The 20,949-nt window shown below is 64.8% G+C and carries 21 protein-coding genes; 6 read left to right on the top strand and 15 right to left on the bottom strand.

Annotated features, from left to right (window positions below):
* Positions 1-9: 9 nt before the first annotated feature.
* The 9 genes from H618_RS0105935 to pnuC all read right to left on the bottom strand — a co-directional run bounded on the left by H618_RS0105935 (position 10) and on the right by pnuC (position 8,665).
* Positions 10-2,220 (bottom strand): LTA synthase family protein, encoded by a 2,211-nt coding sequence (locus tag H618_RS0105935; protein WP_028694203.1) that lies wholly within the window; start codon positions 2,218-2,220, stop codon positions 10-12.
* A gap of 175 nt (positions 2,221-2,395) precedes the next feature.
* Entirely contained in the window at positions 2,396-3,709 is a 1,314-nt protein-coding gene (locus H618_RS0105930; RefSeq protein WP_028694202.1) for a hypothetical protein, read from the bottom strand.
* A 46-nt stretch (positions 3,710-3,755) separates the two neighbouring features.
* Positions 3,756-4,502 (bottom strand): hypothetical protein, encoded by a 747-nt coding sequence (locus tag H618_RS0105925; protein ID WP_028694201.1) that lies wholly within the window; start codon positions 4,500-4,502, stop codon positions 3,756-3,758.
* 34 nt (positions 4,503-4,536) lie between these two features.
* Positions 4,537-5,217: a C39 family peptidase gene (locus H618_RS0105920; protein WP_028694200.1), complete on the bottom strand. Its 681-nt coding sequence runs from the start codon at positions 5,215-5,217 to the stop codon at positions 4,537-4,539.
* Positions 5,218-5,287: 70 nt separating this feature from the next.
* Positions 5,288-6,172 carry a hypothetical protein gene (locus H618_RS0105915; RefSeq protein WP_028694199.1) on the bottom strand — a complete coding sequence of 295 codons (885 nt, stop codon included), beginning with the start codon at positions 6,170-6,172 and terminating at the stop codon, positions 5,288-5,290.
* 59 nt (positions 6,173-6,231) lie between these two features.
* Positions 6,232-6,810, bottom strand: a complete 579-nt coding sequence (locus H618_RS0105910; RefSeq protein ID WP_033727510.1) for a hypothetical protein — start codon at positions 6,808-6,810, stop codon at positions 6,232-6,234.
* A gap of 1 nt (position 6,811) precedes the next feature.
* Positions 6,812-7,258 carry a hypothetical protein gene (locus tag H618_RS0105905; protein WP_033727509.1) on the bottom strand — a complete coding sequence of 149 codons (447 nt, stop codon included), beginning with the start codon at positions 7,256-7,258 and terminating at the stop codon, positions 6,812-6,814.
* Between the two features lie 319 nt (positions 7,259-7,577).
* Positions 7,578-8,102 (bottom strand): AAA family ATPase, encoded by a 525-nt coding sequence (locus H618_RS0105900; protein ID WP_028694196.1) that lies wholly within the window; start codon positions 8,100-8,102, stop codon positions 7,578-7,580.
* Positions 8,099-8,665, bottom strand: a complete 567-nt coding sequence (gene pnuC / locus H618_RS0105895; RefSeq protein WP_028694195.1) for a nicotinamide riboside transporter PnuC — start codon at positions 8,663-8,665, stop codon at positions 8,099-8,101. The genes H618_RS0105900 and pnuC overlap by 4 nt, the downstream gene beginning before the upstream one ends.
* Before the next feature lie 250 nt (positions 8,666-8,915).
* Between pnuC and H618_RS0105890 the strand changes: the two genes are divergently transcribed.
* The gene (locus H618_RS0105890; protein WP_028694194.1) at positions 8,916-9,746 is read left to right on the top strand and encodes an undecaprenyl-diphosphate phosphatase; all 831 of its coding nucleotides are present in this window, start codon (positions 8,916-8,918) and stop codon (positions 9,744-9,746) included.
* A gap of 1 nt (position 9,747) precedes the next feature.
* Positions 9,748-10,131, top strand: coding sequence for a DUF1294 domain-containing protein (locus tag H618_RS0105885; protein ID WP_033727508.1), 384 nt, complete (start codon positions 9,748-9,750; stop codon positions 10,129-10,131).
* Between the two features lie 17 nt (positions 10,132-10,148).
* On the opposite strand, the gene H618_RS0105880 is transcribed toward H618_RS0105885, so the two are convergent.
* Positions 10,149-11,078, bottom strand: coding sequence for a LysR substrate-binding domain-containing protein (locus H618_RS0105880; RefSeq protein ID WP_033727539.1), 930 nt, complete (start codon positions 11,076-11,078; stop codon positions 10,149-10,151).
* A gap of 243 nt (positions 11,079-11,321) precedes the next feature.
* Here H618_RS0105880 and H618_RS0105875 point away from each other — a divergent pair, with 243 nt between their 5' ends.
* Positions 11,322-11,930: an FMN-dependent NADH-azoreductase gene (locus tag H618_RS0105875; RefSeq protein ID WP_028694191.1), complete on the top strand. Its 609-nt coding sequence runs from the start codon at positions 11,322-11,324 to the stop codon at positions 11,928-11,930.
* 121 nt (positions 11,931-12,051) lie between these two features.
* On the top strand, positions 12,052-13,128 hold the full coding sequence (locus tag H618_RS21305) for an alpha/beta hydrolase family protein (RefSeq protein ID WP_245586755.1): 1,077 nt from the start codon (positions 12,052-12,054) through the stop codon (positions 13,126-13,128).
* A gap of 31 nt (positions 13,129-13,159) precedes the next feature.
* Here H618_RS21305 and H618_RS0105865 read toward each other — a convergent pair whose 3' ends face one another.
* From H618_RS0105865 to H618_RS0105855, 3 genes are all read right to left on the bottom strand, one after another.
* On the bottom strand, positions 13,160-13,339 hold the full coding sequence (locus tag H618_RS0105865) for a hypothetical protein (protein WP_028694190.1): 180 nt from the start codon (positions 13,337-13,339) through the stop codon (positions 13,160-13,162).
* A 62-nt stretch (positions 13,340-13,401) separates the two neighbouring features.
* Positions 13,402-14,352, bottom strand: coding sequence for a site-specific integrase (locus tag H618_RS0105860; RefSeq protein ID WP_028694189.1), 951 nt, complete (start codon positions 14,350-14,352; stop codon positions 13,402-13,404).
* Positions 14,353-14,431: 79 nt separating this feature from the next.
* Positions 14,432-16,759, bottom strand: coding sequence for a putative bifunctional diguanylate cyclase/phosphodiesterase (locus H618_RS0105855; RefSeq protein ID WP_028694188.1), 2,328 nt, complete (start codon positions 16,757-16,759; stop codon positions 14,432-14,434).
* Positions 16,760-17,050: 291 nt separating this feature from the next.
* Here H618_RS0105855 and H618_RS0105850 point away from each other — a divergent pair, with 291 nt between their 5' ends.
* A complete protein-coding gene (locus H618_RS0105850) occupies positions 17,051-18,061 on the top strand; it encodes a DNA-binding protein (protein ID WP_028694187.1) in 1,011 nt (336 codons plus the stop codon).
* Positions 18,062-18,104: 43 nt separating this feature from the next.
* Here the strand turns inward: H618_RS0105850 and H618_RS0105845 are convergent, their stop codons facing one another.
* Positions 18,105-18,353: a hypothetical protein gene (locus tag H618_RS0105845; RefSeq protein WP_028694186.1), complete on the bottom strand. Its 249-nt coding sequence runs from the start codon at positions 18,351-18,353 to the stop codon at positions 18,105-18,107.
* Positions 18,354-18,566: 213 nt separating this feature from the next.
* On the opposite strand from H618_RS0105845, the gene H618_RS0105840 reads away from it, so the two are divergent.
* Complete coding sequence (locus H618_RS0105840) at positions 18,567-20,135, top strand: sensor domain-containing diguanylate cyclase (protein ID WP_028694185.1); 1,569 nt, start codon at positions 18,567-18,569, stop codon at positions 20,133-20,135.
* A gap of 21 nt (positions 20,136-20,156) precedes the next feature.
* Here the strand turns inward: H618_RS0105840 and H618_RS0105835 are convergent, their stop codons facing one another.
* Positions 20,157-20,852, bottom strand: coding sequence for an MgtC/SapB family protein (locus H618_RS0105835; RefSeq protein WP_028694184.1), 696 nt, complete (start codon positions 20,850-20,852; stop codon positions 20,157-20,159).
* Positions 20,853-20,949: the final 97 nt, after the last annotated feature.

The following is a 20,949-nucleotide window of genomic DNA, read 5'->3' as shown; positions in this document are numbered from 1 at the left end:
CTTGCTGGCTCAGCCGGAATGGGCGACGGCATCGTCCGGCAGTTCGTCGAAGCCTTCTTCTTCGCCGGGCAGGGCGGTGATCACGCTGAAATCGCTGATTTCCACCTCGCCGCCACCGTAGCCGAGCAGGTGGAAGGAGAACGCCTTGCGCAGGTTGGGGTTGTCGAAATCGAACTGCATTTCCAGCGGCTGATCGGCAGTCACCTGCATTTCATCCGGCAGGCCAATGGCGACGTCCTGCTCGAACTCCTTGGCCTTGAGCTGGATGTAGGCGGTGTGCGCCGGGTCCAGCGCGCGCACCTTCAGGCGTACCCGCGTGCGGGTGCCTTCTGGCATTTCCAGGTACTGCGCGCCGATAAGGTTGTCGGCCCAGTCGTCGCGGATGCTCTCCTGCAGGGCGATCGGGTTGGGGCCACCGAACTGGTAACGCAGGTTCAACGGGGTTTGCAGCAGCGACTGATCGAGGGCACTGGCAAGGCCTGCGATCTGCACGCCGCTGGCGTCGTCGCCCGGGCCTAGGTACTTGGCGCGGTCGGCGATGAAACCCGTGCTGGCATAGCGCCGGCAGCGCTCCTGGAAATCACACTCGGTAAAAGTGCCCTGGCCATCGTGGTAACGCAGCATGCCATTGGTGAACGAGACCATTTCCCGCCCGCTGTCGTAGCTGCGCAGCAGTGAACGGCCGCTGAGCGAGGCGGGGATCGGCAAGGCGAAGTAGTCGAGCATTGAAGTGGTCAGGTCGACATGCCCGTAGGTGCCGGCATGCACGGTTGGCAGTTGCGCCTGCTCCGGGGCGAGGATCAGGTTGAAGCCCCAGGATGAGGCCAGACGCACGCCATCGATGCCGTGGGATTCGTCCGAGGTGATGACCACCAGGGTGTCCTTGAGCACGCCCTGGCGTTCCAGGCTGTCGAGGAACTGGCCGATGGCGTCGTCGAGGTGGGCGACGGCCGCCTGTTTCGGGGTATCGAAACGCTGCAGGTACGCTTCGGGCGCCGAGTAGGGCTGGTGCGTGCCGACCGTCAGCAGGGTGAGCATCCACGGTTGGCGTTGTTTGCGCAGCGTGCCGACGTAGTCCAGGGCGCCTTCGAAGAAGGCCCGGTCGTCCTTGCCCCAGGGGAAGTCGAGGTAGTTGGCGTTGCTGAACCACTCATCGCCATGCACCTGGCTGAAGCCGATGTGCGGCATGATGCGGTCCTTGGCCATGAACCGCAGGCCGGCCGCTTGCAAGTAATGGGTCGAGAAACCGGCCTCGCGCATCTGGTTGGGCAGGCAGTCACGGTTGCGCGTCTGCTGGGTCAGCAGTTCGACGCCCTTGGGCGTGCCGTTGGCCAGCTTGTCGTAGTCGCCGCAGAGCATGGCGTACAGGCCGCGGATGGTCTGGTGCGTGTGCAGCACGTAATCGGGGGTGTTCATGCCGCGGGCCGCCCAGCGGCTGAGGTTGGGCATCAGGTCCTGGTCGAAGCGGCTGTTCAGCGCCTCGCGATTAGGCCGCAGGTAGGCGCCGGGGATGCCTTCCAGGGTAATCAGCAGCAGGTTGCGCGCCTTGCCTGGGCCGTCGAACAGGCGGCTGCCGTTGAGGTCGCCGTGGGTCAGGCCGACGGTGGACAGCGGCGCAGGGGGTGCATCGTTGCCCAGCCAGTGGCGCATCTCGCGCTGCGCGTTACCGGTGGCGGCAGAGAGCAACTGGTGCGAGAGGTTGTACTGGCGCCACTGATCGGCATCCGATGGCCACAGGTGCTGACCGGCCCAATGGCCGGCGAACAGCCCCAGCGGCAGCAGCCACAAACCGCGTGGCAAGGCCCGCTCGGCCTGATGCCGGTTGCGCCAGCGGGCAAGCAGCCAGGCCAGCACGCCGACGCCGAGCAGCCACGGCAACCAGCCATGGGCCAATGCGCCACCGGTGGAGTTCTCCATGAACTGCGGATCGATCAGGTAGTTGAGGTCGGCGCTGGCCGGCAGACGCCCGACGGCACTGACCAACTCCGCCGAGGCCACCAGCAACCCGCCCCAGAACAGCAGCAGTGGCAACGCCAGCCACCAGGCGCGGCGCTGCAACAGCAGCACCAGCAAGCTGCCGATGGCCAGGTCTGAGACATAGCCGGCCGGGTTCGACCAACCCAGCAGGGCGCGACACAGCAGCGGAATCAGCAGCACCAGCGCGAACAGAGAGACGGTCCGCGCGGTATATCGCCCGGACCCGTCGGTGTGTTTCCTCACGAAAAGATTTCCTTATTGCCATCAGACTGTCACATGACTGTGCGCGATGATAACAGGGCGGGCGTCTCGCGGCTGAGCCGGTACTGCATACAGAACGTTGCAGGCCGGCACACCGGCGCGCGCAGGCCGCGACTGGCCGCGATACGGCCAGTCGGGTCGGGGAGGCAGGCGGGGATCAGAAGTAGTAGGGGATCTTCAGGCTGAACGTGAAGTCCGGTGCGTCATCGGTCAGCCCAATGGCAAGGCTGGGCACGATGGTCAGGTTGTCGGCAGCGGCCAGGGTCATGCCGACGTTGAAATACGCAGCGTTGGCGTCGCTGCTTTTCACATCGGCCCAGGCATCGCCGGTTTCCGCCGACTTGATTCGCGAACGCCGGGCGATGAGGTCTGACACCGAGAACGACATCGACATTTTCTCGTTGAGCGCAAAGGCCACACCTGCGCCGACCTGGAAGCTGTCGCCGATCTTGACCTTGCCCGGCACCTTCTGGTTGAGGGTCGAGCTGACGTCGCTGAACGAGTCGGCGAAGGTGTGGGTGTAGGCCACGCTGCCGAAGATCACCGCCGGGTCGTAGGTCTTGACCAGCGACAGCCCCGGGGTGATCGACCACACGCCGTTGCCGGTCGGCAGGTCTTCGGGGTAGCTCAGGCTGTCGTTCTGCGTGTCACGCAGCAGCTTGATGCCGAACGGGTCCTTGCCGGTCGGCGCCTTGACCCGCAGGCTGACCACAGCGTCCGGGCTGTTCTCGGATTCGTCGAGAAACTTGTAGGCCACGCCGAAGTTGACATCGCCCAGGGTCGGGTCGCGGGTCACGGTGCGCTCCGAGACGCCTTGGGCATTGCCGCCCACGCCGCCCGACTGATAGGTCGATTCGCGGTACACCACTGGCACGTTGACGTCGAACTGCCAGCGCTGGTCGAGGTTGTAGCGCCCGGTGAGGTCCAGGGTCCAGTTGTCGGCCTTGATACGGTCGAGGTTGATGTTGCCGAGGAAAATCGAATCCAGCGCCAGGAAGCCGTTGAGGATCAGTTGGCGGGTATCGTAGCGGGCATAGGTAATGCCGGTTTCCAGGCTGAAGCGACCGCCACCGAAGAAGCCGCTGGCCTCGTCATAGAGGTTGGACACGCTTTGCGCCGGTTGCGAATCGTCCTGCAACGACTGGCCGTAGGAGGCGCCCTGGCCGGGTGTGCCGGCAGGTGCTGCGCCATTGCCATTGCCGGCAGCCGCCACCGTGGTGCCGCTGCGCGGCTGCGTGGCGGGGGAGCGGGTCAGACGCTTGGGCGGCGCGGCGGCCGGTTGATCCTCGACCTGCCGCACCCGTTGTTCGAGCACCATCAGGGCTTGCTGTTGCGCTTCATAGCGTTGCTTGAGAGCCATCAGCTCAGCCTTGAGGGCCTCCACCTGGGGATCGGCGGCGGCATACAAGAGGGATGATGGCACCAAGGTCCCCAGGCAGACGACTGCCTTGAATGACAACGATCGGTGCATGATTGGCCGTCCCTTCCTACTGCGTTGAATTGAGACGAAGCGTAGATCAATATCCTGAAACACGAAGACCCTTGAGCTGGTCCAGATTGCAGTTCAGCGCGTCGCTCGAAGGCAGGTTGTCGCGCAGCACCACATTGAGCTGGGTCATGTTGCTGACCGCGTTGCTGCCGCCCAGCAGGGTGGTGCTTTGCAACAGGCCGCCATCGGCCAGACGCTGCAGGCTGGCACCCTGGTTGTTGCTGGCGGTAATGGCCATCTGAATACCGTTACCGCTGTTGCTGACGCTCAGGGTGCCGGCGTTGCTACTGCCACTGAGGGTGGTTCCGGCGCTCAGCGCCTGGCCCTGTGGCGTGGCCAGATCGGGCGCCTGACTGGCTTCGCGAACATTGATTGCGACGTCGTTGTAAGCACTGTTGTTATCGCCGGCGACGCGTACCGTCTGGGTCACGCCCTGGACATTGCCGGTGAGGCCCGCGCCGCCCTGCACCACGCCCGTGCCCTGGCCGGGCACGCCGCCTTTGCCGTTCTCGCCGCTGATCGACACGTAGAACTGCGGTTTGATCACGTTCTGCTGCACTTGCAGGGTGGTGGTGGCGCCTATGCGGTCGCCGGCTGCGTTCTGCCAGGTGCTGCTCATGACCACGCCAAAGCTGATGATGCGCCCCGGCATGACGTACTTGCCACGCAACTGCGCAAGCTCCTGATCCTTCATTTCGATTGGCTTGAACAACTGGGCGTGAACCGGAAGGCTGGTCGCCAGGCAGGCGGCGACCAGCCAGGTGGAAATCTTCATCGTTGCTCCCCGGAGCTTCGTGCTCCTGTCGTCATTAGAAGAAATCGCTCTGGATGAAACCGAACTCCATCAACTGCGCATCCTCGACCGGGAAGAATCCGTCGACGCGGGTTTTCGCGGTGAGCGGCGCAGGTGGGTCGAGCAGGGCGTTGGCCTTGTCGTAACCTGGGCCGATCACGGCGAAGACGATGCCGTTCCAGCCTTTGACGAAGTCGTCGAACTTGTAGCGTTTGTGTCCAAGCACTGGGTCGCCGATGTAGACCCAGCCCTTGTCGACGCGCTGTAGCACCACGAAGTGCTTGTAGCCACGGATGTCCATCAGCACCACCACCGGAATGGTGATGCGCTGCAGGCTGTCGGCTTCGACGCGATAGCCGCGGGCGCGCATGCCGATGCTTTCGACATAGCGCTTCATGTCGAGCATGGAGAAGCCCTGCACCTTGACGGTGTCCTGGTCTGATTCGGCGAGCATGCCCTCGATCACCTGATGCTCGTCGACGTCGAGCCAGTAGGCCTGCTTGAGCACGGTGGCCAGCGCTGCAGCGCCGCAACTGAAGTCGGTGCCTTGCTGCACCAGGTCGGCGAAACGCCGTTCGCGCACGCTTTGCACGGGCTTGTACACCAGGTTGCCGCCAGGCAATGCCACCACAGCCATCTGCGCGGCTGCGGACAGCCCGCTCAGGCACATCAGTGCGGCAAGTAGAACGACGCGCATGATCTTCTCCAGCGACAGCTTCAGCTACAGACGAGAAAAGGGCCCCAAGGGGCCCTGTTCGCGCAGCGTCTTACTTGCAGGCTTGGCAGCCTGCAGCAATGGCCAGCGAGTTGCTTTGCTGGTTGCTGGTGCCAGCCGAGACGTTGGCGCCGACATTGCCCGACACGCCGTTGAGCGAGTTGTTCAAGGTGGCGGTGTTGGTCACAGGGTTACGCCAGCCGGTTGGGGTCAGCACTTGGTAGGAGGACGAACCTGCCAGGCCAAAGGTGCCTTCCTCGTGGATTTTGATCGGATGACGTTGGGTGCCACCGTAGCCGCTTTGCTCGATGTAGCCAGAACCGGTGCCTTTATAGGTACCAGTGGCATTGGTGGTGGTGCTGAGGGTGGTGACCTCGTAGCTGCGGTCGGCGCGGTTTTCGACGCTCAGACCGCTGGTGCTCTGGTTGGCACCGGCCGAAGCGGACGCTACGCGGCCAGCGGAGACGGCGATGGCCAGGTTGTTTTTCTGCTGGTTGTAGCTGCCGGAGGTGACGTTGATGCCGATGTTGCCCGAGCTGCCGTTGGCCGAGTTGGACAGGCTGGCGTTGTTGGAGGTGGCGTGGTTGTAGGCAAAGTTGCCGGTGTTGCTCTGGTTGGCGATGGTCGAGGCGGCCGCAGTGCCGAAGATGAAGCGCTCATCTGCGGTGGCGATGGCAACAGCGTTGTCCTGCTGGTTGGCGACACCGGCCGCGGCGTTGGCACCCAGGTTGCCTTGCGAACCGTTGGCCGAACTCTCGACCCGGGCGTCATTGCGAGTGCCCTGGTTGACGTTGGAGTTATTGCTGTTGCGTTGCACATCGTTGACGCTGGCGCCAGCGCCAATGTCATTGGTGCCATAACCGCCTGCTTGTGCTGCCACTGCCATGACTGCAGCCAGGGCGAATACCAGAGGCTTGAGTGCCGTTGTTGGTTTCATGGTGTTTCTCCGCTTGTTTGCCGTTAAGTGTGGGTATGTCTAGGTGCAACGGGTTTGGGTCAATCAGCGACCCGGACGCTCAGGGTGTTGGCCATGCGATTGCCAACCCCGGCGCTCTGATTCAACTGGATGACCCCACGGCTGCCGGTGAAGGCCTGGTCACCGAGGGTGACCTGGCGGCTGCCTGGTGCGTGATCCGTTGCGTCGGAGCTGTTGGCCAGCGCTACTGACTGCTGGCTGAGAATGCTGTCGTCGATGCTCTGTGGGATGGCGCTGATGCCGATCCGCACGCTGTTGGCTTGCTGGGTGCTGGCACCGGCCGCCTGGTTGATGCCGAGCAGGCCATTGCCTTGGCTGAACGCGTTGCCGGTGATTGCGGCACTGGCGTCACGCGCGGGGCTCGCGGCGAACTCACTGGACTGACGAATCACCGTGCTGGCGCTGGCGTCGCTGCCGATGGCGATGGCCCGGGCGTTGCTCTGCTGCACGGCATCCCCGGCGGCCTGGTTGACGCTGAAGTTGCCTTGGTAGGCGCTGGCGCTGCTGTCGATGCGGGCGTTGTCCTGCACGGGCGAGGCGGCCAGGGCACTGGCACTGCTGACGGCGATGCAGACGAGAGAAAGCAGGCGCAAAGTCATCTCATTGCCCCCGAGTCAGAATCTGCAGCGGGGCAAGGCCGCGCTGGACGCTTTGGTTGACCGTGTTGGAGATGCTGTTGCCAGCGCTCGCCCCGGCTGCCGAGCCGCCACCGACACCTGGCAGTTGGCCCTGCACGGCGTTCATCCCAGGCAGGTTGCCGTGGCTGTCGGGGGTCAGCACGCGGCTGAAGGTCGAGCCACTGGCCACCGAGGCGAAGTCGCCATCGCTGAGCTCATTGGTCTGGGCCAGCACGCGCTGCGACGGATTGGCGCTGACGGTGGTCGGGTAGGGGTCGGGGGTGCCGGTATGGCGGATCGCTGCTCGGGGCTGAACGTCACGGTTGATGACGATCACGCCAGTGCCTGCAGCCAGTACCGGTTGCGCCAGGCTGACGCAGCCGATGCCTGCGACGAACAACAGTGCGGGCAATGTGCTGGTGTCGATCATCACGGCGTTCTCCCTGGTCTGCGTGGTGCCTTGCGGCGGTGCCAGAGAGATAGCAGGAGCTGTGCCGCTTTTTGAAAACCCTGTAGAAACAGAGGTTTGGCTCGATAGGTCGAACGATGGCGGGCGCCGCTGTTTCAGCCTTGAAACACTCGCCAGGCTTAGCCGGCGCAAAGTACGCGGATTTACAGGAGCGTCATGCTCGAAGGCGGGTCTGTTTCAACCCTGATACACACGCACCTGACCGGGCGCCGGATCAGTGTTGCCGCGGCTTGCAGCGCCTTCAGGTGTTTCAGGGCTGAGACTGTGATGCTGATCGGCCTCAACCTTGCAGCAGCTGCGCCACCGCCGTCAGCGCCGCCGCTCGGCGTTGCTGCCACGCGCCTTCGATGATCTGCAGCGGCTGATGATGCTGCTGCAACCACGCCAGGCTGGCATCGAAGAAGCGCTGGCGTTCCTGCAACTGCGGCTGGCAGCGCTGGCCGTCGTCGACCCAGTCGACGCCATCCGGACGCAGCAGCAGGTGCAGGTGGTAATCACGGGCCAGCAAGGCCTGCTCGATCCACGCCGGGCAGTCGCCGAACAGTGTGTGGCTCCAGAGCAGGTTGCTCAGCAGGTGGGTATCGAGAATCAGCAGCGCCGGGGCGGCGGCCCTGGCGCGGTCTTCCCAGTCGAGCTGACCGCGGGCGATGGCGGGAATGTCGGCGTAGCAGGTGTCGCGCTGCTCGCGATCGATGAAATGACGCACGTATTCACCGACCACCTGGCCGCCGAAGCGGGCCTGAATTTCCCCGCTCAGCCAGCTCTTGCCACTCGATTCCGGGCCGCACAGCACCACCACCTTCATGCCGCTGCCAGCGCCGGATCACGGCGCCATTCCTGCCAGCCGCGCACGGCGATCAGGGTGAACAGCGCGTACAGCGCGGCGGTGAGGTACAGCCCCTTGTACAGGAACAAGGCCACGAAGATGACGTCCAGCACCACCCACAGCGGCCAGCACTGCAGACGCTTCTGCGCCATCCACAACTGCGCCACCAGGCTGAAGCCGGTGAGCGCGGCATCCAGCCAGGGCTGCGCGGCGTCGGTCCAGTGCGCCATCGCTGCGCCCAGGGCAAGGCTGGCGAGCAGTCCTACGCCAAGCCCGCCGAGCAGCGCCGAGGGCGCCAGACGGCTGACCTGCCGCGCCTCTTCCTGCCGCCCGGGACGCGTCCATTGCCACCAGCCGTACAACTGCAGCACGGCGTAGACCACCTGCAGCAGCATGTCCGAGTACAGTTTCACCTCATAGAAGATCCAGCTATAGAGCAACACCATGACCAGGCCGATGGGCCAGCACCAAGGGTTCTGCTTGACGGTGAGCCACACCGCGACTACGCCGAGTACGGCGGCGAACAGTTCGAGGCCGGACATCGGCGTTCCTGTGCGAGGGGAATAGGGCCGGCGATTGTACCCTGAGCCGCCGGCAATGCCAGCGCAGCCGTGATGGCACGATTGCCATGGGTTTGTAGGAACAAGATGAAACCTTGTTACTGCTGAACTTTTCCGCTGGCGCTACGACCAACGCACGCTGTAAAACAGCCGCGCTTCACCACGCGTGCAATACCGCTTTCGTACTCGTCACAATGGGCGTCCGCGATTATCCGGCGCTTTTGGGGGATTGATGGATTTTTGGAGTGCCGCTCAGGCAATCATTCTGGGTATCGTCGAAGGGCTGACCGAGTTCCTGCCGATTTCCAGCACCGGTCACCAGATCATCGTGGCCGACCTGATCGACTTCGGCGGCGAACGCGCCATGGCGTTCAACATCATCATTCAGCTTGGCGCGATTCTGGCGGTCGTCTGGGAGTTTCGCCGCAAGATCGTCGACATCGTCGTCGGTTTGCCCACCCAGCCAAGCGCTCGGCGATTCACCCTCAACCTGCTGATCGCTTTCATGCCGGCGGTGGTGCTCGGGGTGATTTTCGCCGATCTGATTCACCACTACCTGTTCAACCCCATCACCGTCGCTGCGGCATTGGTGATTGGCGGGGTGATCATGCTGTGGGCCGAACAGCGTGCGCACCGCGTCGAGGTGGAACATGTCGATGACATGAACTGGAGCCATGCGCTGAAAATCGGCTTCGTGCAGTGCCTGGCGATGATTCCCGGCACCTCGCGCTCTGGCTCGACGATCATCGGCGGGCTGTTGTTCGGCCTGTCGCGCAAGGCTGCCACCGAGTTCTCGTTCTTTCTGGCGATGCCGACCATGGTCGGTGCGGCCGTCTATTCCGGCTACAAATACCGTGACCTGTTCCAGCCGGCCGATCTGCCGGTATTCGCCCTGGGCTTCGTGGTGTCGTTCATCTTCGCCATGATCGCTGTGCGCGCGCTGCTCAAGTTCATCGCCCACCACAGCTACGCCGTCTTCGCCTGGTACCGCATCGTCTTCGGTCTGCTGATTCTGGCGACCTGGGCGTTTGGCTGGGTCGACTGGTCGACGGCGATTGCCTGACATGACCGTCCAGGGCGTGCGGCGCCTGCCGCTGAAGTTGGCGATTTTCCTGGCGCTGTGCGCGCTGCCCGGCCTCGGTGCGGCGCACCTGGCCTTCAGCGGTGTCAGTTGGGCGCCGCTGCTGCTGTATCCGCTTTCCAGCGTGGTCACTGCGGCGCTGTACGGCTATGACAAGCGCCAGGCTCGCCGGCAAGGGCCGCGCATTGCTGAGAAGGTGCTGCACCTGGGCGAGCTGTGCGGCGGCTGGCCCGGGGCTTTGCTGGCGCAACAACTGCTGCGCCACAAGACCCGCAAACTCGCCTATCAGGTGCCGTTCTGGCTGATCGTGGCGCTGCATCAGGCGCTATGGCTCATGCCGCTGTGGCTGGCCGGGCACGCTGCCTGAAGCCCGGCCACGGTGCCTCACACGTAGCGTTCACCGCAGGTTTCGAACGACGCCGCCAGGTGATCGATCCACGCCCGTACCGCCGGCAACAGGCCGCGCCGGTGCGGGTACACCGCCTGTAGCCAGCCGCCCGGCAACGACCACTCCGGCAACAGGCGCACCAGCTCTCCGCGCTCGAGTTCTGCCTCGCAGAACAGGCTGGGCAGGGCGGTAAAGCCCAGCCCTGCGCGGACCGCGGCATTGCGCACCACGAAATCATCCACCGCCAGACGCGGCTCCAGCGCCAGGTCGTGGCGGCGGCCGTCGCCGTGCAGCAGGCGCAAGTGCACCAGACGGTCGGCCTCGGTGGCGCCCAGCACCGGCAACGCGGCCAGTTGTGCCGGGTCATCGAGGCGTTCGGCAAAGCCCGGCGCGGCCACCAGTTGCATTTGCGCCTGGCTCAGCCGGCGGGTGACCAGCGCCGGGTCTTCATCGCCCAGTTCACGCACCCGCAAGGCCACATCGATACCTTCGGAGATCAGGTCGACGCGGCGGTTGAGCAGGACCATGTCCAGCTGCACCAGAGGGTATTGGCTGAGAAAGCGGGTGATGATGTCCGGCAGCAGGGCATGGGCCAGGGCAACGGGGCACGACACCCGCAAGCGCCCGCGCGGCTCGCTGCTCATACTGGCAACCACTTCATCGGCGGCCTCGGCCTCCAGCAGCATCGCCTGGCAGTGGTGCAGGTAGCGCTCACCGACGGCGGTCAGCTTCAACTGCCGGGTGGTGCGTTGCAGCAGCCGCGTGCCCAGGCGCGCCTCCAGCTCGGCGATGCGTCGTGACAGGCGCGATTTCGGGATGCCCAGACGGCGCCCTGCCGCCGCGAAACCACCGGCTGCGACCACCTCAGCGAAATAGAACAGGTCATTGAGGTCGCGGGTGGCGGGGAAGGCGCGTGAGCTCGTCATGGCGGAAACCAGCGGAAAGACGGCGAATGATAGCAGCGGTTGCGCCCACACCGGCAGGAGCACTTTTGTACTCCGTAGCCGCTATGGCAGTTCTCCATTACAGAACAGTGCTCGAATCGTTCCATGAGCAGAACAATCCAGTGCGCAAACTGCTACTTATCATCCATTGAGCGCTCCAGTAGGATGGCCGCCGTCGTCAATCGCCCGCGGGCGTGGCCCCCCATTGCACACAGGAGCACCTTTATGAAACTGCTGCACATCGATTCGAGCATCCTCGGCGAGCACTCCGCCTCGCGTCAGCTCACCCAGCAGGTGGTACAGGCCTGGCAGGCTGCCGATCCGAGCATCGAAGTGACCTACCGTGACCTGGCCGCCGACGCCATCAGCCACTTCTCCGCCGCCACCTTGCTCGCCGCTGGCACTGCCGAAGAGGCGCGCGATGCCGCCCAGGCCCATGAAGTGCAGCTCAGCGCCCAGACCCTGGCCGAGTTCCTCGCCGCCGACGCTGTGGTCATCGGTGCGCCGATGTACAACTTCAGCGTGCCGACCCAGCTCAAAGCCTGGATCGACCGCATCGCCGTTGCCGGGCAGACCTTCCGTTACACCGAAGCCGGCGCTGAAGGCCTGTGTGGCGGCAAGAAGGTGGTGTTGGTGTCCACTGCTGGCGGTATGCACCAGGGCCAGCCGAGCGGTGTCGGCCATGAAGACTTCCTGCAAGTGTTCCTCGGCTTCATCGGCATCACCGATATTCAGGTCGTGCGCGCCGAAGGCCTGGCCTACGGTGAAGAGCAGCGCAGCAGCGCCTTGCAGGGCGCCCAGGCGCAGATCGCCGAAGCCTTCAGCGCCGCCTGATCGCCCCAAGCCTCGCCACCACCGGCCCACGCCGGTGGGTTTCATCGAGTTTTCATCCGTGCCCTGAGCCGGCGAGCCTAAGCTCAGGGCAGCGCTGACACCCTGACCCTGGGATCGCAGGATGAAAACACCTCGCCGTCTGTGGCCTGCGTTGCTCGCCGGCCTGTTGCTGCAATCGCTCGCCCACGCCGAAACGGCGGCGCGCCCCGCACGCTGGAGCGCTGGCGTGCAGTGGCTGCAGCTCAGCGACCCGGTCGACGCCCGGCCGATGGCCGCGCTGGCGTTCTACCCGTCGGCGGCGCCTGCCGCCCATAGCCGCATCGATGGCTACGACGTGGCAGCCGGCATCGACCAGCCGCTGGCGCGCGGGCGCTTCCCGTTACTGGTGATGTCCCACGGCAACAGTGGCAGCCCGCTGGCGTTGCATGACTTGGCCACGGCGCTGGCCGAGCAGGGTTTCGTCGTGGTAGCGGTTGTGCACCCGGGTGACAACAGCCGCGATCACAGCCGCCTGGGTGCGCTGAGCAATGTCTATGGCCGGCCCCTGCAACTGAGCGCCGCGATCAGCGCTGCGCGTGCCGACAGCCATTTGCGCCAGGGCCTGGATGACGGTCAGGTTGGCGTCATCGGCTATTCGGCCGGAGGCGAAACGGCGCTGATTCTGGCCGGCGCCAGGCCAGACCTGCAGCGCCTCGAGCAGTATTGCCAGCAATTTCCCGATGACCGTGATGCGTGCCAGACCCGCGGTGTGCTGATTGCCGACCATGCCGAGCTTAATGCCGAGCACGATCCGCGCATCGGTGCGGCGTTGCTGATGGCACCGCTGAGCCTGCTGTTCGGCCGCCAGGCGCTCAGTGGGGTGCAGGTGCCCACTCTGATCTATAGCGGCGATCAGGACCAACTGCTGGCGCTGGAGCACAACGCCGACGCCCTGGCGCGCAAGCTGCCGCAAGCGCCCGACTATCGGCTGCTGAGCGGCGCCGGGCATTTCGTGTTCATGGCGCCCTGCGATGAACGTCAACAGCGGCGTATGCCGGTGCTGTGCGAAGACGGCGACGGGGTCGACCGCAACGACATCCACCAGACCCTACGCGAAGAAGCGGGGAAGTTTTTCAGTGAAGTCTTGCGCGGCGACCGGCCTGGACTGAACGTCACACACCAGCCGGCTGTGCAATTGCGCTCGGCGGCGGCCCGCTAAGATCAGCGAACCACCGCGCGGGTTGCGGGCATCAGCCGTCGGATTGTTCTTCCGGCGGCACCTGGCCTTCTGGCCACTCTGCGACCTCTGGCTCCTCAGGCAGCTCAGGGTCGGGCTCAGGATTGAACGGGCGTGCGCCATCGGGCAGCGGTTCGCCCGGGTTGCGCAGGTCATCGTCGATGTAGGGATCGGGTTCGCGTGGATCAGCCATGCTGTGCTCCTCGTGCAGTGACGTGGGTGTCAGGCATTAGGTCCTCACAGCGCTCAGGGTGTTCACTCTTTTCCCGGCAGCAACGTCGCCGGCGCTGGCACGGCGAGCTCGCCGAAGCGCTGCGCGGCATCGATGTAGCGCAGGGCCGACTTGGCGTCCTTCCAGCCGACGTAGCTCATCAAGGCTTTGAGCTCCCAGCCATTGGCCGTGGCCCAGGTGGCGAAACCGCGGCGCAAGGAGTGGCCGGTGTACAGCGCAGCCGGCAGTTGCGCGCGTTCGAGCATGCGCCGCAACAGGCCGATCAGGCTGTTGCTGTTGAGCGCCGCCTCGCCCAGGTTGCCCCAGCGATCGAGCTTGCGAAACACCGGGCCATGGGCCAGGCCTGCCACCTCGATCCATTGCAGATAAGCATTGACCGGGCACAGCGCCTTGAGTGCCGGAGTGCGGTGCTGCACACCGAGGCCTTCACGGTCGCCCTTGCTGCGCGGCAGGTACAGGCTGATGCCGACGCCTGCTTCGGCCTGAATGTGCTCGACCTGCAAGCGCGCCAGCTCATCACCGCGAAAGCCGCGCCAGAAGCCCAGCAGCAGTAACGCCCGATCACGTCGGGCGCGCAGCAGGGCGGGCAGGTCGTGGGCGGCTTCGGCCTGCCGCGCTTCGGCTTCGAAGCACTCCACCGCGGTGCGCAGGTGTTGCAGCAGCAGCGGGGTGGCCTGGCGCGTCTGGGCCGGGTGCAGGGTGCGAATGCCGCGCAGTACCTGGCGCACCAGCGGGGCTTTGGTCGGGTCGGGAAAACCCTGGCTCAGATGCCACTGGCTGAGCGCGGCCAGGCGCTGGCGCAAGGTGCCCACCGCGTGCACCTCGGCGTGCTCGACCAGGTAGCGGGCGATGCTGTCGGCGGTGGCGGGCAGGAAGCCGCCCCAGTGCACCTCGAAGTGCTCGACGGCGGCCTGGTAGCTGCGGCGGGTGTTGTCGCGGGTCGCGGCGCGAACGTAGCGTTCGATGTCGGTCATGGGCTGTGCATCGGGGCGGGCAGTGGCCGCCACCTTAAACCAGCGGCGGGGCCCGGCCAAGCGCTGCCAGGTCCATCGATCAATGGCTGCACGCGGCGTCCTGCACGCCGTTGAACGGTGGATACTCGGCCAGTTGCTGGGCTGACAGCGGACGACTGAAGTGATAGCCCTGCGCGACATCACAACCGGCGAGCTTCAGGCACACCACCTGCTCGCGGGTTTCCACGCCCTCGGCGACCACCTCCAGCCCCAGACGCTTGGCCAGAATGATGGTCGAGGACACGATCGGGCTGTCGTCATAACTGTTCGACAGCGGCGCGATCAGCGCGCGGTCGATCTTCAGCTTGCTCAGCGGCAGCGACTGCAAGTGGGCGAAACCGGCATAACCACAGCCGAAATCGTCGAGGCTCACGCCCATGCCGGCAGCGCGCAGGCGGCGTAGGTGCTCCAGCGCCATGCCCTCGCCATCGAGCACGGTGGTTTCGGTGATTTCAAGTTCCAGACGCTGCGGGCTCAGGCCATGGCTGTCGAGGGTCGTCAGCAAGCGCTCGCTGAAATCGCTGTGGCGCAGTTGCAAGGCGGAAACATTCACCGCCAGGCGCGCGCCGCAGGCGGCAGGCGGCCAGTCGCGCAGCGCCTCGCAGGCCAGGCGCAGCACCTCCCAGCCCAGTTCGACGATAAAGCCGCTGCGCTCGGCAAGGCCAATGAAGCGGTCCGGGTAGAGCAGGCCGAACGCGGGATGGTTCCAGCGCACCAGCGCTTCATAGCCGGTGACCTGCAAGGTGTCGAGGCGCAACTGCGGCTGGAAGTGCAGCACGAACTGACGCTCGGCCAGGGCGCTGCCGAACGCCTGCTCGAGGGTGAAGGCCTGGATGTCGGCCAGGTTCAGCGACGGGTCGAAGAAGCGGTATTGCGCGCGACCGGCCTGTTTCGCCGAGTACATGGCGGCATCGGCGCAGCGGATCAGCGTGTCGATGTCCTGGCCGTCGCGTGGGCAGATGCTCACGCCGACACTGGGGCTGGTGTTGACCTCCTGTCCATCCAGGGCATAGGTGGCCGAGAGTTTTTCCACCAGGGTGCGCACCCAGCTGTCGATCTGCTCTTCGCTGCGCTCACCGGCCAGCAGCACGACGAATTCATCGCCACCAAAACGCGAAGCCTGGTCGGTGTCGCCCAGCATGCGCTGGATACGCCCGGCCACCGCTTGCAGCAGCAGGTCACCGACCTTGTGCCCGAGCGAGTCGTTGATCGATTTGAAGCGGTCCATGTCGATGAACAGAATCGCCAGCAACTGCCGCCTGCCACGCTGCACGGTCAGCGCTTCGCTGGCGATCTCGACGAACTGGCGGCGATTGTGCAAGCCGCTGAGGTGATCTGTGGCTGCGGCGTGACTGCTCAGGCGGTGGGCATCTTCCAGGCGGCCAATCAACTGTTGATTGACCTGCTGCGCCTGTTCCAGCGCGCAGAACGCATCCTGACGCTTGCGCAACAGGCGCAGGCCCCAGGCAAGGCCGGCGAGGATCATCAGCGTCATGCTCAGGTTCAGCCACAACTGCCGGGTGTAGGTGGCGTTGACGCCTGCGAGGATCTCATCTTCACGCTGGCTGACGACGATGCTGAAGCCGTGATCGGACAAGCGCCGGTACAGGCTCTGGAACACCCCGGCCGCCGTCGACTGGGTAAGCAACCCGGCATCGTTGGCAGTGGCTGGCAGGGTCGGGATCAGCGCATCGCCCAGCGCTGTGACGCCGCGGCCATCGATGCGCAGGCGTTCCTGGCCATCGTCCTGCAGCAGGCGCACCAGGCCGCTTTGGCCCAGGTCGATGTGCTGGAACAGCACGGCCAGGTAATCGATGTCCAGCTCGACCAGCAGCAGGCTATCCAGTCGACTGCCGGCGCCATCACCGAGCGGCAGCATGAACAGCAAGCGCGGGGCGCCGTCGTCCGTCGCAGGCGGCGCAGCGTCGCTGTGTACCAGTAACGGGCGTCGCACATGACGCCCGACATGCTCGCCAAGCTGCGCCAGCCAGGCCTCGGGCAGGCGCTGGCGGTCATCGCCATGGCTGGACGACAGCAGCCGCCCGCTGCTGCTGTACAGCGCCATGCGCTGGAATACCGGGTCCTGGGCCAGCAACTGCGCCAGGCTGACGTTGGCCTGGCGCAACGCCTTCATGCCGTCCTGAGTCACCCGGCCCACCACCTGCGCACGATCGACCACTTGGCGCAGGCTCTCGGCCACCACGCTCGCCAGATTCAGGTGTTCGGCCGCCTTGGCCTGCAACGCCTGCTCACGGGCGGCGGCCTTCTGGGCGAAATGCAGGCCCCAAAGGAACACCAGGGTGATGGCGCACAGGGCCAGGAGCAACTGCGGCAGCAAGCGCGCCGAAGAGAGTGAGCGTCGTGTCACAGCAGGCGAGTCCAGCAGAAGAGATGCGGAAAAGTACGACAAAAAGATGACAGCCCAATGACTGGTGGCGTTGTGCCTTGATCGAGGCTGTTGGCATGCCGGCAGCGTTTGTAAGCCCTCGTACGTACTGGTAGCTCAGAGTTGAACGAAAACCAACGGCAAATCGTTAGTGACATGCGATAAGCCGTGATTATTTAATCTTATAAAAAGCTTGTTATTAACTGGTTAAGCTAGCAAAATCGGTACGTAATTACATAGTACGTACCACAGTACAAAATCGTAGGAGCGGACATGGCCCGTGGCGGCATCAACAAGGCGGTCGTGCAGCAGGCGCGCCAGGCGCTGATCGCTCGTGGCGAGCACCCGAGCATCGATGCGATACGTATCGAACTCGGCAATACCGGCTCGAAAACCACCATTCACCGCTATCTGAAGGAGCTCGAAGCGCTTGCACCGTCGCCACAGGCGCAGGGCCCTGCGCTCAGCCAGCAGCTGGGCGCGCTGGTGCAACAGCTCGCCGAACAGCTCGAAGTCGAAGCTCAGGCGGAGCTGCAGGCGGCGCAGAGCGCCTTCGCCGAGCAGTGCCAGCAGCTCGAAGCGCAACTGCAACTGGCTCAGCACGCACTCGCCGCTGCGCACCAGCAGGCCGAGGTCCAGGCCAGCGCGCTGGCGGCAGAATCCGAGCACTTGCAGGCAACTGCGGCATCGCTGCAGGCTGAACAGCTGCGCAATGCCAGCCTCAATCAGTCGCTGGGTGAGTTGCAGGTGCGCCTGACCGACAAGGACGAGCACCTGCGCTCGCTGGAAGAAAAGCACCGGCATGCCCGCGATGCCCTGGAGCACTACCGCGCCGCCAGCCGTGAGCAGCGTGAGCAGGAGCAGCGCCGCCACGAAGGCCAGGTGCAGCAGTTGCAGGTGGAGTTGCGCCAGTTACAGCAGAGCCTGGTGGTCAGGCAGGACGAGCTGACCCGGCTGCACCGCGACAACGAACGGGCGCAGGGCGAGCAACGTCAGGCGCTGGCGCAGTTGGCCCTGCGCGAGGAATTGCTCGAGCAACGCGATACGCAGATAGAGGGTTTGCGCTCGATGCTGGCGCAGGTACAGGGCGCCAGTGACGAACTGCGCCGGCACAGTGCATTGCAGGCGCAGAATCTGGAGCAACGCCAGTCGCTGTGTACCGAACAGGCGCGACAGCTCGAGCGCTTGCACAGCGAATTGACGCATCAGCAGCAGGCCTTGCGCGAAAGTCGAGAGGAGTGTGCGCAGCTAAGGGCGAGAGGGGAGGAGCCAGAGGAACACTAGAGGGGGCACCCACCGCGAACAGCGACGCGGTGGGCGTGGGGAATCAGCTTTCGACTTTCTTAGCCGCGTCGACCCCGGCGCTGGACAGCTTGATCGGATAAGACAAGCTGATCTGGTGATCGTCGATGCTCACCGCGCCGTGATGGATCAGGCCGTCATCCTGAAGAGTCTTGAGCATGCCGGCGACGACTTTCTCGCCGCGATAGTTGTCAAGAATCTCCTTGCCCAGCCCTTGTGGGTGGGCGTGCAAGAGCCGGGTCAGCAGCTCTTCTTGCAGGTCTTGATTGCTCATCTGGTTACCTCTTGGTTGATTCATCGGCACAGCGAGTAGCGCCATGTGCATACGGTTGAGCCCCGGCAGCGGCAAAGGTTTGATCTTTTTCCCGCCAGTGCGAGCGAAGGAACCCCACAGGCCAGACCGGTTCGGATCAATCAATGACACTGCATCAACCGGCCAGGGCGGCTATAGTCTCCGCCGGCAAAGGCTCCAGCAACAGGGATTGCAATGCGCTCAGGCATACAACAGGACGATGATGGCCTCTTCTCGGTACCCGGCGAAGCGCGCGCCGTGGCGCTGTTCCGGCTGGTCGCAAGTTTCATGGCGGTGGTCATGCTGGCCTTCGTGCTGGTCGAGGGCTGGCGCATCTGGCGTGATTACCGGCATGCGGTGACCAACGCCCAGGACGCGGTGACCAACCTGGCGCGGGCTACCGCTCAGCACGCAGAGGATGCCATTCGCCAGGTCGATGCCATTACCGCGGCGCTGGCAGAGCGGGTCGAAGGCGACGGCCTGGTCAACCTCGACCGCAAGCGCCTGCACCGTGTGCTGCGCCAGCAGGCGGAAATCATGCCGCAGTTGCACGGCCTGTTCGTCTACGACGCCCAAGGCTACTGGCTGGTGACCGACAAGACCTCGGTTCCGCCCAACGCCAACAACGCCGACCGTGACTACTTCGTCTATCACCGCGAGCACACCAGCCGCGATGTGCACATCGGCTCGGTGATCAAGAGCCGCACCACCAATGAGCTGATCATCCCGATCTCGCGCCGCCTCGATCACCCTGACGGCAGTTTTGCCGGGGTATTGCTGGGCACCATCAAGGTCGACTGGTTCGTGCGCTATTACGGCGACTTCAAGATCGATGAGCGCGGCGCGCTGGTGCTGGCCAAGCGCGACGGCACGATTCTGGTCCGGCGGCCGTTCAGTGAGCGGGTGCTGGGGGTGAGCCTGGCCAAGAGCGAGATCTTCCGCAATCACTTACCTTATGCCGAACAAGGCGTGGTCGAGGCCACGGCGGTCACCGATGGCACCCAGCGCATCTATGGCTATCAGGCGTTGAGCAATTATCCGCTGGTGGCCGAGGCGGGTTTGTCCCGTGAATCGATCATCGAGCCGTGGCGCCACGACATGATCAAGAGCGTGGTGGTGCTGTTGCTGTTGATGATTGGCCTTTCGGCCTTCGCTTGGGTGGTGTTGCGTCAGTTACGCGAACGTATCGCCATCGAGCGCGCCTTGTTGCAGGCGCACCAGACGCTGCGTTCGCTGGCCTTGACCGACAGCCTCACCGGGCTTGGCAATCGTCGGCGTCTGGACGGCGTGCTGGAGTCGGAACTGGGTAGGGCGCGGCGTCAGGATTACCCGCTGGCGCTGGTGATGATCGACCTGGATTACTTCAAGCGCTACAACGACCGTTACGGTCATCCCGCTGGTGACCAGTGCCTGCGGCGCTTCGGCGAAGTGCTGCAGGCAGCGCTCAAGCGCCCGGCTGACCTGGCAGTGCGTTACGGCGGCGAAGAGTTCACCTTGCTCCTGCCCGACACCGACGCGGAGGGGGCCGGCGCCTTGGTGCAAGAGATTCTGTACAGCCTGCGCCGGCTGGCCATCGAGCATGCCGACAGCCCGCTGGGTATCGTCTCGGTCAGTGCCGGTATCGCCATCGGCTACCCGGCGCGGGCCGCAGTCAGCGCTGCCGCGCTGATCGGCGCGGCCGACGCAGCGTTGTATGAAGCCAAGCACCAAGGGCGCGACCGCGTAAACCTGGCGCCGCAGGTGGGTGAGTGGCAGGCGCCCTGAAGCGTGCCGGGGCATCGGCGCTCAGCCGAGCAATTGCCAGCGCACGCTGCTGACGCCTTTCTCCAGGCTTACCCGGCTGACCATGCGCTCGAGTTGCAGCGGCGCCTGGGCACTGCCGAGCAGCTCGGCGCGCACCTGCAGACGCGCACCCGCCTCGAGGTCTTCACTGTGCAGCGATTGCAGGCGCAGCTCGGGGTCACTGAGGCTGTGCAGCATCAGGCTGCGCACCTGAATCTCGTCTTCGGCGCGGCAGATGATGCGCACCTCGAACTGCTGCTCGACCTCACTGGCCGGCACCACCTGCTGGCGGTCCAGGCGCTGCGCCACCTCGCGCAGGAGGATGTTGGCGCACAGCACCACCAAGGTGCCGAGTGCCGCTTCCAGCAACAGGTCGAGGCTGCACAGCACGCCGATGGCGGCGGTACACCACAGCGTCGCGGCGGTGTTCAAGCCGCGCACGTTGAAGCCATCACGCATGATCACGCCGCCACCGAGAAAGCCGATGCCCGACACCACATAGGCGGCGACCCGCGATGCGTCGCCCGGCTCCATGCCCGGCACCGCCTGGGTAATCAACATGAACAGGCAGGCGCCGGTACTGACCAGCGCGTTGGTGCGAAGGCCCGTCAGGCGCTGGCGCAGTTGACGTTCCGCGCCGATCAGCGCGCCGAGAACCAGCGCGACGCTCACGCGCAGGAGAAATACGTTCCATTCCATAGCAACAACCTCTGTGCGGGCGCTTGCCCGCGTAAACGCCGGCAACGCAGCCGGCGGTGGGGATCGAAACCAGAGATGCGCAAGGCCGCGAGGGTGC

Source organism: Pseudomonas cremoricolorata DSM 17059 = NBRC 16634 (genome assembly GCF_000425745.1).
Classification (GTDB): domain Bacteria; phylum Pseudomonadota; class Gammaproteobacteria; order Pseudomonadales; family Pseudomonadaceae; genus Aquipseudomonas; species Aquipseudomonas cremoricolorata.
The sequence above is the reverse complement of the archived record's forward strand: the minus strand, read 5'-3'. Positions and strand labels throughout refer to the sequence as shown.

Excerpts from the sequence above, each read along its gene's own strand:
- H618_RS0105930 (WP_028694202.1), bottom strand. The coding sequence starts at position 3,709 with ATGCACCGATCGTTGTCATTCAAGGCAGTCGTCTGCCTGGGGACCTTG.
- H618_RS0105925 (WP_028694201.1), bottom strand. The coding sequence starts at position 4,502 with ATGAAGATTTCCACCTGGCTGGTCGCCGCCTGCCTGGCGACCAGCCTT.
- H618_RS0105920 (WP_028694200.1), bottom strand. The coding sequence starts at position 5,217 with ATGCGCGTCGTTCTACTTGCCGCACTGATGTGCCTGAGCGGGCTGTCC.
- H618_RS0105915 (WP_028694199.1), bottom strand. The coding sequence starts at position 6,172 with ATGAAACCAACAACGGCACTCAAGCCTCTGGTATTCGCCCTGGCTGCA.
- H618_RS0105910 (WP_033727510.1), bottom strand. The coding sequence starts at position 6,810 with ATGACTTTGCGCCTGCTTTCTCTCGTCTGCATCGCCGTCAGCAGTGCC.
- H618_RS0105905 (WP_033727509.1), bottom strand. The coding sequence starts at position 7,258 with ATGATCGACACCAGCACATTGCCCGCACTGTTGTTCGTCGCAGGCATC.
- H618_RS0105900 (WP_028694196.1), bottom strand. The coding sequence starts at position 8,102 with ATGAAGGTGGTGGTGCTGTGCGGCCCGGAATCGAGTGGCAAGAGCTGG.
- pnuC (WP_028694195.1), bottom strand. The coding sequence starts at position 8,665 with ATGTCCGGCCTCGAACTGTTCGCCGCCGTACTCGGCGTAGTCGCGGTG.
- H618_RS0105890 (WP_028694194.1), top strand. The coding sequence starts at position 8,916 with ATGGATTTTTGGAGTGCCGCTCAGGCAATCATTCTGGGTATCGTCGAA.
- H618_RS0105885 (WP_033727508.1), top strand. The coding sequence starts at position 9,748 with ATGACCGTCCAGGGCGTGCGGCGCCTGCCGCTGAAGTTGGCGATTTTC.
- H618_RS0105880 (WP_033727539.1), bottom strand. The coding sequence starts at position 11,078 with ATGACGAGCTCACGCGCCTTCCCCGCCACCCGCGACCTCAATGACCTG.
- H618_RS0105875 (WP_028694191.1), top strand. The coding sequence starts at position 11,322 with ATGAAACTGCTGCACATCGATTCGAGCATCCTCGGCGAGCACTCCGCC.
- H618_RS21305 (WP_245586755.1), top strand. The coding sequence starts at position 12,052 with ATGAAAACACCTCGCCGTCTGTGGCCTGCGTTGCTCGCCGGCCTGTTG.
- H618_RS0105865 (WP_028694190.1), bottom strand. The coding sequence starts at position 13,339 with ATGGCTGATCCACGCGAACCCGATCCCTACATCGACGATGACCTGCGC.
- H618_RS0105860 (WP_028694189.1), bottom strand. The coding sequence starts at position 14,352 with ATGACCGACATCGAACGCTACGTTCGCGCCGCGACCCGCGACAACACC.
- H618_RS0105850 (WP_028694187.1), top strand. The coding sequence starts at position 17,051 with ATGGCCCGTGGCGGCATCAACAAGGCGGTCGTGCAGCAGGCGCGCCAG.
- H618_RS0105845 (WP_028694186.1), bottom strand. The coding sequence starts at position 18,353 with ATGAGCAATCAAGACCTGCAAGAAGAGCTGCTGACCCGGCTCTTGCAC.
- H618_RS0105840 (WP_028694185.1), top strand. The coding sequence starts at position 18,567 with ATGCGCTCAGGCATACAACAGGACGATGATGGCCTCTTCTCGGTACCC.
- H618_RS0105835 (WP_028694184.1), bottom strand. The coding sequence starts at position 20,852 with ATGGAATGGAACGTATTTCTCCTGCGCGTGAGCGTCGCGCTGGTTCTC.